General features: G+C 72.4%; 11 protein-coding genes. 9 read left to right on the top strand and 2 right to left on the bottom strand.

Going from position 1 to position 13,502, the window contains the following annotated elements:
- The first annotated feature begins 364 nt into the window (after window positions 1-364).
- Both GCU69_RS05420 and GCU69_RS05425 read left to right on the top strand, forming a co-directional pair.
- On the top strand, window positions 365-1,456 hold the full coding sequence (locus GCU69_RS05420) for a non-reducing end alpha-L-arabinofuranosidase family hydrolase (protein WP_098755144.1): 1,092 nt from the start codon (window positions 365-367) through the stop codon (window positions 1,454-1,456).
- A gap of 100 nt (window positions 1,457-1,556) precedes the next feature.
- On the top strand, window positions 1,557-2,501 hold the full coding sequence (locus GCU69_RS05425) for an alpha/beta hydrolase family protein (RefSeq protein ID WP_098755145.1): 945 nt from the start codon (window positions 1,557-1,559) through the stop codon (window positions 2,499-2,501).
- 93 nt (window positions 2,502-2,594) lie between these two features.
- On the opposite strand, the gene GCU69_RS05430 is transcribed toward GCU69_RS05425, so the two are convergent.
- On the bottom strand, window positions 2,595-3,824 hold the full coding sequence (locus tag GCU69_RS05430; RefSeq protein WP_156205269.1) for a S8 family peptidase: 1,230 nt from the start codon (window positions 3,822-3,824) through the stop codon (window positions 2,595-2,597).
- A gap of 245 nt (window positions 3,825-4,069) precedes the next feature.
- Complete coding sequence (locus GCU69_RS05435) at window positions 4,070-5,020, bottom strand: aminoglycoside phosphotransferase family protein (protein WP_156205270.1); 951 nt, start codon at window positions 5,018-5,020, stop codon at window positions 4,070-4,072.
- Between the two features lie 300 nt (window positions 5,021-5,320).
- Between GCU69_RS05435 and GCU69_RS05445 the strand changes: the two genes are divergently transcribed.
- From GCU69_RS05445 to yicI, 7 genes are all read left to right on the top strand, one after another.
- Window positions 5,321-5,776 (top strand): helix-turn-helix domain-containing protein, encoded by a 456-nt coding sequence (locus GCU69_RS05445; protein WP_156205272.1) that lies wholly within the window; start codon window positions 5,321-5,323, stop codon window positions 5,774-5,776.
- An 8-nt stretch (window positions 5,777-5,784) separates the two neighbouring features.
- Window positions 5,785-6,339 carry a PIN domain-containing protein gene (locus GCU69_RS05450; protein WP_156205273.1) on the top strand — a complete coding sequence of 185 codons (555 nt, stop codon included), beginning with the start codon at window positions 5,785-5,787 and terminating at the stop codon, window positions 6,337-6,339.
- 255 nt (window positions 6,340-6,594) lie between these two features.
- Window positions 6,595-7,797: a LacI family DNA-binding transcriptional regulator gene (locus GCU69_RS05455; RefSeq protein ID WP_218037898.1), complete on the top strand. Its 1,203-nt coding sequence runs from the start codon at window positions 6,595-6,597 to the stop codon at window positions 7,795-7,797.
- A gap of 145 nt (window positions 7,798-7,942) precedes the next feature.
- Entirely contained in the window at window positions 7,943-9,169 is a 1,227-nt protein-coding gene (locus GCU69_RS05460; protein ID WP_156205274.1) for a sugar ABC transporter substrate-binding protein, read from the top strand.
- An 11-nt stretch (window positions 9,170-9,180) separates the two neighbouring features.
- A complete protein-coding gene (locus GCU69_RS05465) occupies window positions 9,181-10,149 on the top strand; it encodes a carbohydrate ABC transporter permease (protein ID WP_156205275.1) in 969 nt (322 codons plus the stop codon).
- 2 nt (window positions 10,150-10,151) lie between these two features.
- Window positions 10,152-11,000 carry a carbohydrate ABC transporter permease gene (locus GCU69_RS05470; RefSeq protein ID WP_408055765.1) on the top strand — a complete coding sequence of 283 codons (849 nt, stop codon included), beginning with the start codon at window positions 10,152-10,154 and terminating at the stop codon, window positions 10,998-11,000.
- 56 nt (window positions 11,001-11,056) lie between these two features.
- Window positions 11,057-13,471 carry an alpha-xylosidase gene (yicI, locus tag GCU69_RS05475; RefSeq protein WP_156205276.1) on the top strand — a complete coding sequence of 805 codons (2,415 nt, stop codon included), beginning with the start codon at window positions 11,057-11,059 and terminating at the stop codon, window positions 13,469-13,471.
- The last annotated feature ends 31 nt before the right edge of the window (window positions 13,472-13,502 follow it).

A 13,502-nucleotide genomic window follows, 5' to 3' on the forward strand; every position in this document is an offset into this window, starting at 1 on the left:
CCCGTTGCCGCGGCCGCCCGGACAGGGCTCCGCCCGCGGAGGCCGCACCCGCCCGGCCGCGCGTCACGTGTCCTGCGTCCGTCGTACATTCGACCCGCGGCTCGAAAATAAGCGCACCAAGGGGTGTTGACGTCAAGTCACCCGCCCCTATGATCCGTGTTTGGAGAGTCGACCAGCGTTCGTGATATCGAACGAAGGGGTCCCAGTCTCTGGCCGACAGACCACCGCACGACACCTTTTTCCCGTTCCGGTTTTTCCCGATCCGGTAAGGCTCCCCCACACGCCAGGTTGCCGGGCGCCTGACGACACAGGCGAGTTCGTGTGGGTGCGTCCTTCCGGCCGACCGACGCCTGGAGTTCCCCCCATGAGGCTCACCCCACGCCGGATCCGCAGAGGCCCCCTACGCGCGGCCTACGCGCTGCTGCTGGGACTGGTACTGACGATTCCGCTCGCCACCGCCCAGTCGTCCGCGACACCGGCCGACGACCGGTCCGCCGCCGCCGAACTGCCGAGCAGCTACCAGTGGTCCTCCGGCGGGCCCGTGATATCGCCCCGGAACGGCGGCGACGTCTCCGTCAAGGACCCGACCGTGGTCCGGGAGGACGACGGCACCTGGCACGTCTTCATGACCACGGCCGACACCGCGGGCGACTGGAGCCTGACGCACACCAGCTTCAGCGACTGGTCCCAGGCCGCCGACGCCCGGCAGACCCCGCTGGAGACGTCGTCCGGAATCGGAACCGGCTACCGGGCCGCACCCCACGCGTTCTACTTCGCCCCGAAGGACGAGTGGTACCTGGTCTACCAGACCGGTCTGCCCTCCTACTCCACCAGCAAGGACCCCGGCGACCCCAGCAGCTGGTCGGCGCCGAAGAACTTCCAGGACAGCATGCCCGACATCGTCCGGCAGAACATCGGCAACGGCCACTGGCTCGACTACTGGGTCATCTGCGACGACACCATGTGCTATCTCTACTCCGCCGACGACAACGGCCACCTCTACCGCGCCGAAACCACCGTCGGCGAGTTCCCCAACGGCTTCCGCAACACGAAGATCGACCTCCAGGACTCCAAGAACAACCTGTTCGAGGGCGAGGCCGTCTACAAGGTGCAGGGCACCAACACCTATCTGCTGATCATGGAAGCCATCGGCAGCGACGGACGCCGCTGGTACCGCTCCTTCACCTCCGAGGGTCTCAACGGCCAGTGGCGCGCTCTCGCCGACACCGAGTCGAACCCCTTCGCCCGCAGCAACAACGTCACGTTCCCGGGCGGCGCGTGGACCCGGGACATCAGCCACGGCGAACTGGTCCGCACCGGCCCCGACCAGACCATGACCATCGACCCCTGCGACCTCCAGCTGCTCTACCAGGGCCTGGACCCGAACGCGAACGGTGACTACTCCCAGCTCCCGTACCGCCTCGGCCTCGCCACGCAGACCAACAACAGCTGCTGAGCCCGTTTCACCTCTCCTCCGGAGAACCCGGCCCGCCGCCAGGCCACCGCGCCGGACGGCGCGGCCGGGCCCGGTAACCCCCCATGACAAGGAGTCGGACATGTCCATAGGAAGGCGTACCTTTCTGGGCGCCGGCGCGGCAGGAGTGGCCGGCGTGGCCGCTGCCGCTCTCGGCGCCGCACCGGCCTCCGGTGCCCCCGCGGCCCGCCGCCCCGCGACCGCACCGCGCGAGGCACCGGCCGAACCGTTCGCCCTCGGGCTCCGCGAGTTCGCGTGGAGCCGCGGCAACCGCCGGCTGACCACCCGGGTGTGGTATCCGGCCACCGGCACGCCGGGCGGCAGCCCGGTGCGCGACGCGCCCGTGGCCGACGGGGTCTTCCCCGTGGTCGAGTGGAGCCACGGCCTGGGCGGCAACCCGGAGGTCTACCTCGCGGAGATCCTGCCCCTGGCCGCCGCCGGGTTCGTCGTCCCGGCCCCCGTCTTCCCCACCACCTCGAACGGCACCGAGGGCAACATCCAGGACGTCTACAACGGCAACCAGTCCAAGGACGTCTCCCAGGTCATCACCAACACCCTGGCCCTCAACGACAACGCCCAGGACCCGCTGGCCGGGCACATCGACACCACCGTCGGCGTCGGGGTGTCCGGCCACTCCCTCGGCGGCATGACCACCCACGGCCTGCTCACCGCCTGGCCGGACCCGAGGGTGACCGCCGCCGTCCCGGTGGCATGCGTGGACATGGGCAACCCCACCGGTGAGGTGGCCGCCCACACCCTGTTCATCCACGGCGACCAGGACGCCGTCTGCCAGTACGGCCTGGCCCGTCAGGCGTACGGCGAACTGGCCGCGCCGAAGGCGTTTCTCACCCATGTCGGCCAAGGGCACGACGAGTACGTCTGGGACAACGGCCGGACCTACCCGCAGACCCGCGACACGCTCGTGGACTGGATGCGCTGGAGCCTCTACCAGGACACCGCCGCCCGGGACCGGCTGAGCAGCGACGCCACCACCAACGGCACCACCTGGGAAGCCGTCCTGGGCTAGCGCCGGAATCCCAAGCGCCTGCGGGACTGCGCGGCCTGCGGGACTCCGCGGCGCCGCGGAGTCCCGCAGGCCCCCGGACCGGCGGTCGCGCGGTCAGAGTCGGCCGGCGTACAGCAGGCGGTTCGGCGACGGCGGGGTGACGCCGTGGAGCACCCACGGCGTCGCCTGCGCGCGCAGCAGGAAGGCGAGGGTCCAGGGGCCCGCGGCCGGGTTGGCCTCCTTGTGCAGCGCAGCGACCCCGGCGGCGTGCGGGGACGCCATGGAGGTGCCGGACAGGGACTGGGTGCCGCCGCCCATCCTCGCCGAGACGATGTCCTGTCCGGGTGCGTAGAGGTCCAGACAGCTGCCGTGGTTGCTGAAGGAGGTCTCGTGGTCACGCCGGTCCGTCGCACCCACCGTGACGGCCCGCTCGGCGCTCGCGGGTGAGACTCCGCAGGCGTCGGCGTTCTCGTTGCCCGCCGCGACGACCGGCAGCACGCCGCCGCGGGCAACGGTGTTCACCGCCCGGTTGATCACTTCGGAGCGCGGGCCGCCGGTGGAGGCGTTGAGCACGGCGGAGGGGTGCTGCCGGGCGTGGACGTAGTCGAGCCCGGCGAGCAGGGCGGCATAGCTGCCCTGGCCGGCGCAGTTCAGCACCCGCACGCTGACGAGCCGGGTCTCCGGCGCCACACCGAGCGTGCGGCCGCCGACGGTGCCCGCGACATGCGTGCCGTGCCCGTTGCAGTCCCGGCCGTTCCGGCCGTCCCCGACGGCGTCGAAGCCGGGCACCGCGCGGCCCGCGAACTCGCGGTGGCCGTAGTCGATTCCGGTGTCCACGATGTAGACGGTGACCCCGCGGCCCGTGCCGCGCACCTCGTACCGTCCGTCGAGCGGCAGCAGGCGCTGGTCGATGCGGTCCAGGCCCCAGCTGCCGGCGGCCCGCACCGGGCCGTCGCCCGGTCCGGCGGCGGCGCGCCGCGGCGCGGGCTCACCGGCCGCGTCCGGCGCGGTGAGCGACACCCCGCCGTTCTCCTCCACGGCCGTGACGGCGGACAGAGCGCGTACGGAACGGACCTGGCCGGCGGTCAGCTCGGCGGCGAAGCCGCGGACGACGCTGCGGTAGACGAAGTCCGGTTCGGCGCCGATCCGGTCCGCCACCGCGGCCGGGTCGGCGTCCTCGGAGACCGTGACGATGTACTGGTCGGGAGCGGCGTGCGGGGAGCGGTGCACCGGGGCGGCGGCGCCGGCCGCGGTGCCGGAGGGGCCGGCCGTTGCCGTGGAGGCCCCGGCCAGCGGGACGAGGAGGAGAAGAGCGGTGGACGCGCACCGGGCGAGCAGGCGCATGCGGACTCCGTTCGGTTTCACCGTGCGAGGCGACGTGAAGGGGCTGAGTCCGCGGCCGCGGCGTCGTACGGAGATCACTCTGCCCGCGCCCGTGCGGCCGGTGCGAGGGGCTCCTGCCGGTAACCACCGGATCAGGGGAAATGCCGCAAGGGCGGTTTATACGGGCTGCTTTACGGATCGGAGGCGGGCGCCGTCCGGATCCCCGCCGCACGGCAGCGCGGTACGGCCCGCCCCGCGGGGCGGGTTCAGTGCTTCCCGGTGTCCAGCAGGGCCCGGGCGATCACCGTCAGGACCGGCCGGAGCACCGTTTCGCCGCTCTCGGTGTTCCACAGGGCGTTCTGGAGGACCCGGCCGAGCGTCCAGGCGCGGGCCCGCTCCCGGTCCAGTCCGACGATCTCCGTCATCAGGTCGAAGCGGCGGCGGACGGCCCGGGACAGGTCACCGGTCGCGGTGACGTCGTCCCAGCGGTTCCAGAGCGCCGGGAACAGCTCGAACCCCGGGTCGCCCGCGAGCGGCTTGGGGTCGATCGCCAGCCAGGACTCGCGGCGCCCGGAGGCCGGGAGCGGGGCGAGCACGTTGTCGTAGTGCAGGTCCCAGTGCAGCAGCCGGTCCCCCGGCTCCCCGGCCACCTCGCGCAGCGCCGCCCCGCAGGTCTCCAGCAGCCACCGCTCCGCCGGGTCCGCGAGCGCGGCGGACGCCCGGGGGAGCCGGTCGAGCAGGCCCGCCGCGATGTCCCCGAGCTGCCGCGTCTCCGGCGGCGCCTTGTGCGCGCAGAGCCGCGCCAGCAGCTCGGACAGCGCGCACAGGGCCGCGATGTCGTCGGACATCGCGGCGAGCGAGCGCCGCGGGTCGAGCCGCTCCAGCAGCATCGTCCCGGTCTCCGCGTCGTGCCGCAGCAGCCGCACGGCGCCGTCGCCGTCCCAGGCGCGCAGCGCGTCCGGCTCACCGCCCGTCTCGTCGGTGACGGGCTGGAGCTTGAGCACCGCCCGGGCCCCGTCCGCCCCGGTCACGGGGACGATCAGCGCGGCCACCCCGTGGCTCACCGGCCCGTCCCGGTGCAGCTCCCACCGCTCCAGGAACGACGCCGCCAGCCCGGGCAGCGCGGCGGTCCAGGCCCGCCCGGCCTCACCCTCGTACTCGGCGTGCGCTTCGGCCAGGGCCTCGGGGACGTGTATCGGCTCGTTCACAGGCGTCATCCTGCCCGGGTGACCTTGACGATCACAACAGGGACCGCTGCCCCGTGGGCGGTGGGGGCGACCGGACGCTCAGTCCGCGCGGTGATCGAAGTCGCCCGACTTCATCCCCGCGATGAGCCCGGCCAGCGAAGCCCGGCGGGCCGCCAGGACGGTACGGGGTTCCTCGCTCTCCCGTATCGGCAGGGTGTCCCGGTACCGCCCCGGCCCCGGCACAGCCGGGTCCCTCGTGGTCCCCGCCGACCACCGGACCGCGCTTGCGATTCTTTCGTTTCGGCCTACTCTGGAGTCGAGGAGGCACACATGAGCGCAGCAGCAGCCGAGCGGACGATACTGCCACCCGTCGAATCGCTGGATGACCTGATCCGGGTCTTCGAGACCGCCACCGAAGCCGAACTGGTCACTCCGGCCGGTGACCGCCTGGTCGTTCCGCAGGAACTGTTCGAGGTGCTGCGGAGCGTCGTCCAGGCCATGGCGAACGGCCAAGCCGTCACGGTCGCGCCGCACCACCAGGCACTCACCACTCAGGAAGCAGCCGACTTGCTCAACATCAGCCGTCCGACTCTGGTGAAGCTGCTCGACCAGGGCGAGATGCCCTTCCACCGGCCCGGGCGCCACCGGCGCGTCCTCCTCCGGGACGTTCTGGAGTATCAGGAGCGAAGGCGGCACGAGAGGCGGGCCGCCCTCGACGACCTCGTGGAGATGTCGGAAGAGGCAGGCCTGTACGACGCCACAGCCCGCCCGCGCGAGACGCGGTAGAAAAGTTCATGACGGCACCGAGTGCGTTTCTCGACACATGCGTTCTGTATCCCGGCTATCTGCGCGACACCCTGCTCAGCCTGTCGGAGCATTCGCTCTACCGCCCCCTGTGGTCCGGCGGCGTCCTCGTCGAACTGGAACGCAATCTCGTCGCAGCAGGGATGTCGGACCGGCTGACGGGCCGGCTGATCAGCCGTATGCAGTCGGCCTTCGAGGACGCGGAGGTCACCGGATACGAACCCCTCACCGACTCGATGACCTGTGACCCGAAGGACCGGCACGTCCTGGCCGCTGCGGTGCACGGACGAGCGGACTCTTTGATCACGTTCAATCTCCGGGATTTCCCACAGGAATCGCTGTCTCCCCACGACATCGCCTTACAGGACCCGGACGACTTCCTGCTCGACCTGCTCGACCTGGCACCCGGCGCGGTGATGAGCGTCCTCGAGGCACAAGCGGGCCGCTACAAACGGGATCCGAAAACGCTGCCCGGCCTTCTGAACGCACTGGCGAAGGCAGGGGTCCCCGACTTCGCCGAGCAGGCCCGCAGACACCTGCCCTGAGCCGCGGCACCGGGCCTGCCCGTGGCCGCACGAGCGTCCGCCACGGGACACGGCTCCGGAAGCACGCCCCGGCACATGACACCGCTCCGCGTCGGCCGTCTCGTTTCCCGGTGGCGCCACTTCCCCGCGCATCACCTTCTCACCAGGCATTGCCCTGGCGGCCCGAGCCGCTTAACCTCGCCGCAACGGATTTCATCGAATCGATTCGATCGAATCGTTCGACAGTCCCACCACCGCGGAGCGGAAGGACAGGCAGTGGTCACGATCAAGGACGTCGCGCGGCGCGCGGGCGTCGCGCCCAGCACCGTTTCGTACGTCCTCAGCGGGTCCCGCAAGATCTCGGGCAGCACCCGGACCGCCGTCCAGGAGGCCATCGCCGAACTCGGCTACCACCCGCGGGCAAGCGCCCGCACCCTGCGCAGCTCCCGCAGCAACGTCATCGCGCTGGCCGTGCCCCGGGTGCCCGGCGACTACCGGGCGGTGGACGGCCGGTTCGCCATCGACATCAGCGACGCCGCCCGCAGCCACGGCTACGACCTGCTGATCCTGACCGAGCAGGACGGTGTCGGCGCCCTGCGCCGGGCCGCCCGCAGCGGGCTCGCGGACGCGGCCGTGCTGATGGCCGTGGAGGAGGCGGACCCGAGGATCGACGCCGCCCGGGAACTCGCCTTCCCCACCGCGCTGCTCGGGCACGGCGACGCCGACGCGGCACTGCCCTGGGTCGACCTGGACTGGGAGGCCGCCGCCGCGCTCGCCGTACGGGAGACCGTGGCGGCCGGCCACCGGCGGATCGCGTTCCTGGCGTCCGCGGAGCACGAGATCGAGGCCCGCCGCGGCTACGCCCTGCGCGGTCTGGACGGGGCCCGGCGCGCCGCCCGCGAGACCGGGGCCGAGCTGCGGATCCAGCCCTCCGCCGGGGATCCGGCCGGGCTCGCGCGGCGGCTGCGCGCGGTGCTGGACGCCCGTCCGGCCCCGACCGCGCTCGTCGTGCAGCACCTGACGTATCTGCCGCACCTGCTGGACACGGTGTCCGCCGCCGGGCTGCGGGTGCCGCAGGATCTCGCCGTCGTCCTCGTCGGCAGCCTGCCGGACGATCTCGGCGGCCGGGCGCTGCCCCGGATCGAGCTGCCCGTCGCGGAGATGTCCGCAGCGGTGGCCTCCCTCGCCGTCGAGGCCGCGGAGGCTCCGGGCAACGCGGGCGCGGGCGGCACGAACCCGGGTGGTGAAAGTACGGGCGGCGGAGCCTCGGGCCGTGCGGGTACGGGCGGCACGGGCCCCGGTGGCGGGGACGCCGCCGGTGAGGGCGCGGTACGGGACGCCGCCGCGCCGGGACCCGCGGACGGGACCGGCGCCGGGACCGCCGGGCCCGCCCGCCCCGGGCCTGCGGTGCCGCACCGGCTGATCGCCCCCCGGATGGCCTCCGGGGAGATCGTGGCACCTCCCGGCGGCCCCGCCTGACCCCGCTTCCGCATCCCCGTATCCCCCGTATCCCCCGCGTCCCCGCACCCCCAGCGTCCCCGCACTCCCCGTATCCCCCGCGTCTCCGTTCCCCCGTACCCCCGCACCGCTTCCGAGCCGCCCGCGACATGAGGAGGACCACCCGATGCACTTCCGCAGAGCGCGGATACCGCTGGCCGTGACGCTGTCCGGAGCGACGGCCGCCCTGTGTCTCACGGGATGTGCCGCGACTCCGGACGCGGACACCGTGACGGTGCTCAACTCGGCCACGGACACCGCCGAGCACGCCGCGAACCAGAAGTTCTTCGACCGCTGCGCCGGGCCGCTGGGGCTGGACGTCGAGCAGATCAGCGTGCCCGCCGACCAGATCGCGTCCAAGGCGCTCCGGATGGCGTCCTCCGACTCGCTCACCGACATCCTCGAACTCGACGGCTCCGAACTGCCCCAGTTCGCGGAGACCGGGGGACTCCGCCCCCTGGACGACATCGGTGTCGACACGTCCGGCTTCTCCCCCGGTGCCCGTTCCCTCGGCACGCACGACGGCGTCCGCTACGGCATCGCCCGCTCCGTCAACTCCCTCGCGCTGATCTACAACAAGGACCTGCTCGCCCGGGCCGGCCTGGAGCCCCCCACCACCTGGGAGGAACTGCGGACCACCGCCCGGAAGCTGACCACCGGCGACACCTACGGGCTCGCCTTCAGCGCCAGCCCCAACGCCGACGGCGTCTACCAGTTCCTGCCGTTCTTCTGGTCGGCGGGAGGCGACGAGGCCCGGCTCGACAACGGCAGGGGCGAGGCGGCCCTCCAGCTGTGGAGGGACCTGCTGACGGACGGCTCCGTGTCGAGGTCCGTCGTCAACTGGAACCAGCAGGACGTCAACGACCGGTTCATCGCCGGACGCGCCGCCATGATGATCAACGGTCCGTGGCAGGTCCCGGTGCTCAGCGCGCAGGACAAGGTCGACTGGGCCGTCGCCGGGATCCCGGTCCCCGAGGCCGGCCGGGACGCGGTGCCGCCCATCGGCGGGACCGTGATGGCCGTGCCGAAGAACGAGGACACCGCGCGCGAGCGGAACGCGGCGAAGGTCCTCAACTGCCTCAACACCGAGAAGAACCAGCTGGGCTGGGGCGAGTCCGTCAACAACGTGCCCAGCCGCACCGCCGCCGCCCGGACCTACGCCGAGCAGAACCCGGCACTCGCCCCCTTCGCCGAGCTGGTCGGCACGGCCCGTTCCCGTACCGCACGGGTCGGCACCCGGTGGCCGGTGGTCGCCGACGCCCTCGCGGGCTCCTTCCAGTCCGTCCTCACCGGCGGAGCCGACCCGGAACAGGCCCTGCGCCGCGCCCAGCGCCAGGCCTCGGCCGGAAAGTGAGGGGACCGGACATGACCACGACCGGCACCGCCGTCTCCGCCGACCCCGCGAACCCCGCGGCCGCCGCCGCGCCGCCCGGCCCGACCGGCCGCCCGGGCCGCGGCCGGCTGTTCCAGTGGCTCTTCATCGCGCCCGCGCTGCTCTACATGGCCGCCTTCTTCGGCTATCCGCTGGTCCGCAACATCGTGATGAGCTTCCAGCACTTCACGCCGACGACCTACTTCACCGGCGAGGCCCCGTTCAACGGCCTCGACAACTGGCGCGCCGTGCTGTCGGACCAGCTGTTCACCGACGCCCTGTGGCACACGGCCGTCTTCACCGCCGGTTCGCTCCTCGGGCAGTTCACGATCGGGCTGGCCCTGGCCGTGTTCTTCAGCCGCCGCTTCCCGCTCTCCGGCCTCGTCCGCGCCGTACTGCTGCTGCCCTGGCTCGTGCCGATGGTCGTCTCCGCCGTCGTCTGGCGGCGGATCCTGGACCAGGAGCACGGCATCCTCAACACCGCGCTCCAGGCCGCCGGGCTGGTGCAGGACGGCCCGCCGTGGCTGAGCAGCCCCAGCACGGCCCTGTTCGCGACGATCCTGGTGAACATCTGGATCGGGATCCCGTTCAACATGGTGATCCTCTACGGCGGCCTCCAGGAGATCCCGCGCGAACTGTACGAGGCCGCGTCGCTGGACGGGGCGAGCGCCTGGCGGACGTTCCGCAGCGTCACGCTGCCCGTGCTGCGCCCGGTGATCACCGTCGTGCTGGTGCTGGGCTTCATGTCGACCGTGAAGATCCTCGACCTGATCCTCGCGCTCACCTCCGGCGGCCCCGCCGACTCCACCCACACCCTCGGCACCGTGACCTACCAGCTGTCGTTCCTCCAGCTCGACTTCGGCCGGGGCGCCGTCGTCGGCAATGTCCTCATCCTCATCAGCGCGGTCTTCGCCGTGCTGTACCTGCGGGCCAACCGCGCCGACTTCGGACAGGGGAAGTGACCGTGACGACCGCGACCACCACCACCGGACGTCCCCGGGCGCGCCAGCGCGGGCGCGCACTGGGCAACACCGCGGCGGCCCTGCTGATCCTGGCGGTGCTCCTCTTCCCGGTGTACTGGATGCTGAACACCGCGCTCCAGCCGGACACCGGCCTCGCCGGGACCGGCTGGTTCCCGGCCGACCCCGGCGCGGAGAACTTCGGCACGGCACTGCGCACCCAGGGCGGTTCGCTGCTGACCAGCTTCGCGGTCGCCCTCGGCGCCGTGGCCGTGTGCCTGCTGCTGGCCGCGCCCGCCGCGTACGGGCTGGCGCGGTTCGGGTTGCGCGGCGGGCGGGCCATCGTGTTCGGCACGCTGATCACCCAGATGGTGCCGGGCATCGTCGTCGCCAACGCCCTCTACAGCGCGTACGCCGAACTGGGGCTCGTCAACACCTATCCGGGGCTGATCCTGGCCGACGCCTCGCTCGGGCTGCCGTTCGCGATCGTGCTGCTGCGCGCCTTCATGGTGTCCATCCCCGGCGAGGTGGTGGAAGCCGCCCTGGTGGACGGCGCGAACCGGTTCACGGCGTTCGTCCGCGTCGTGCTGCCGATGAGCCGCAACGCCCTGATCACCGCCGGGCTGTTCACCTTCCTCTTCGCCTGGTCGGACTTCATGTTCGCCCTCACCCTCAACACCACGGACGACGTCCGCCCGATCACCCTGGGCATCTACCAGTTCGTCGGCGCGCACGTGACCGACTGGGGCGCGGTGATGGCCACCGCCGTCCTGTCCGCCGTCCCCGCCGCCGTCCTGCTGGTCGTCGCCCAGAAGCACATCGCCGCCGGGGTCACCGGCGGCTCCGTCAAATAGCGCCCGGCTCCACCGGGCGTCCCGGAACAACCGAGCACCGCAGAGCAGGAGAATCCGTGAAGTTCACCGACGGCTACTGGCTGATGCGCGAGGGCGTGCAGGCGTCGTACGCCACCGAGGTCGCCGACGCCCGCGTCGAGGAGGACCGGCTCACCCTCTACGCCCCGGTACGGCCCGTCCGGAGCCGCGGCGACACCCTCAACAGCCCGCTGCTGACCGTCGAGTGCTGGTCACCGGCCGAGGGCGTCATCGGCGTCCGCACCACGCACCACGCCGGGAAGGAGGACCACGGCCCGGGCTTCGCACTCCGTACGGGCGACGGCAACGGTGACGTCGGCATCAGCGGCGGCAGCGGCGGTGGAAGCGGCGCTGGCATGAGCGGCGGCAGCGGCTGTGCGAAGACCTCGCGCGACGGCTCCGTCACCGAGCTGACCAGCGGCTCCCTGACCCTGCGCGTGGACACGGACGCCCCCTGGCGGCTCGACTTCACCGCCGACGGCCGCACCCTGACCTCCGCCGGGGCCCGCGGCACCGGCTTCGCGACCACCGGCCCCGCGGGCTCCGGCACGCCCGGCCACCACACGGTGGCACAGCTGTCCCTCGGCGTGGGCGAGCTGGTGTACGGGCTCGGGGAGCGGTTCACGCCGTTCACCCGGAACGGCCAGTCCGTCGAGATCTGGCAGTCCGACGGCGGCACGGCCAGCGAACAGGCGTACAAGAACGTCCCGTTCCACCTCACCAACCGCGGCTACGGCGTCTTCGTCAACCACCCCGGCAAGGTCTCCTACGAGATCGGCTCGGAGGCGGTGGGCCGGGTGCAGTTCAGCGTCGAGGACCAGTCGCTGGAGTACTTCGTCATCCACGGCCCGGAGCCCAAGGACGTGCTGGACCGCTACACCGCCCTGACCGGCCGGCCCGCGCTGCCGCCGGCGTGGTCCTTCGGGCTGTGGCTGTCGACGTCCTTCACCACCTCCTACGACGAGGAGACCGTCACCCGGTTCGTCGACGGCATGGCCGGGCGCGGCATTCCGCTCGGCGTCTTCCACTTCGACTGCTTCTGGATGCGCGCCTACCAGTGGTGCGACTTCACCTGGGACCCGGACGTCTTCCCGGACCCGGAGGGCATGCTGCGCCGGCTGCGGGAGCGGGGCCTGCGGGTCTCGGTGTGGACCAATCCGTACATCGCCCAGAAGTCCCCGCTGTTCGACGAGGCCCGGCGGGAGGGCTATCTGCTGCGCAGGCCCGGCGGCGACGTGTGGCAGTGGGACCTCTGGCAGCCCGGCATGGCCCTGGTCGACTTCACCAATCCGGCCGCCCGCGCCTGGTTCCAGGACAAGCTGCGGGCGCTGCTGCACCAGGGCGTCGACTGCTTCAAGACGGACTTCGGCGAGCGGGTGCCCACCGATGTGGTCTGGCACGACGGCAGCGACCCGGAGCGGATGCACAACTACTACACGCATCTCTACAACACCGCGGTCTTCGAGGTGCTGGAGGAGGAGCGGGGCGCGGGCGAGGCCGTGCTGTTCGCCCGGTCCGCGACCACCGGCGGGCAGCAGCTGCCCGTGCACTGGGGCGGCGACTGCGAGTCGACGTTCGAGGCGATGGCGGAGTCGCTGCGCGGCGGCCTGTCGCTCGGGCTGTCCGGCTTCGGCTTCTGGAGCCACGACATCGGCGGCTTCGAGGGCACGCCGACCCCCGCACTGTTCAAGCGCTGGGCGCAGTTCGGCCTGCTGTCGTCGCACAGCAGGCTGCACGGCAGCAAGTCCTACCGGGTGCCGTGGGACTACGACGAGGAGGCCGTCGAGGTCACCCGGGCGTTCACCCGGCTCAAGCACCGGCTGATGCCGTATCTGCTCGGCGCCGCCCGGCAGGCCGCCGAGCGCGGCACCCCGGTGCTGCGCGCCATGCTGCTGGAGTTCCCGGACGACCCGGCCTGCCACACCCTGGACCGGCAGTACATGCTCGGCGACGACCTGCTGGTCGCACCGGTCTTCTCCGAGGACGGCAGCGTCGACTACTACGTGCCGGACGGCGTCTGGACGCATCTGCTGTCCGGCGAGCAGGTACGGGGGCCGGGCTGGCGGCGCGAGCGGTACGGCTTCGACAGCCTGCCGCTGCTGGCCCGGCCCGGTTCGGTGATCCCCTTCGGCCGGTGCGACGACAGCGCCGAGTACGACTGGGCGGACGGTGTCACGCTGCGCGTCCACGCGCCGGCCGACGGCACGGTGACGGTCACCCGGGTGCCCGCGCCGGACGGCCGCACCGCCGTGTTCCGCACGCGGCGGGACGGCGGCCTGGTCACCGTCGAGGCCGAGGGCGCCACCGGCTCGTGGCAGGTGCTGCTCACCGGCGTCGAGGCGGGCGGGGCCGAAGCGACGGAGGGCGCGGCCGCGTGCGAGGACACGGATCTCGGGGCGCTGGTCACCGCGCCCGCCGGGACCACCGCCGTATCGGCGCGGGTCACCGGCTGAACGGGGCGGGCGCGGGGCAACGGCCGGGGGC

It is taken from the genome of Streptomyces lycii, from assembly GCF_009735685.1.
Classification (GTDB): Bacteria; Actinomycetota; Actinomycetes; order Streptomycetales; family Streptomycetaceae; genus Streptomyces; species Streptomyces lycii.

Coding starts and splice junctions, on each gene's coding strand:
- GCU69_RS05445 (WP_156205272.1), top strand. CDS start 5,321: ATGAGCGCAGCAGCAGCCGAGCGGACGATACTGCCACCCGTCGAATCG.
- GCU69_RS05465 (WP_156205275.1), top strand. CDS start 9,181: ATGACCACGACCGGCACCGCCGTCTCCGCCGACCCCGCGAACCCCGCG.
- GCU69_RS05435 (WP_156205270.1), bottom strand. CDS start 5,020: ATGACGCCTGTGAACGAGCCGATACACGTCCCCGAGGCCCTGGCCGAA.
- GCU69_RS05420 (WP_098755144.1), top strand. CDS start 365: ATGAGGCTCACCCCACGCCGGATCCGCAGAGGCCCCCTACGCGCGGCC.
- GCU69_RS05430 (WP_156205269.1), bottom strand. CDS start 3,824: ATGCGCCTGCTCGCCCGGTGCGCGTCCACCGCTCTTCTCCTCCTCGTC.
- GCU69_RS05425 (WP_098755145.1), top strand. CDS start 1,557: ATGTCCATAGGAAGGCGTACCTTTCTGGGCGCCGGCGCGGCAGGAGTG.
- GCU69_RS05460 (WP_156205274.1), top strand. CDS start 7,943: ATGCACTTCCGCAGAGCGCGGATACCGCTGGCCGTGACGCTGTCCGGA.
- GCU69_RS05450 (WP_156205273.1), top strand. CDS start 5,785: ATGACGGCACCGAGTGCGTTTCTCGACACATGCGTTCTGTATCCCGGC.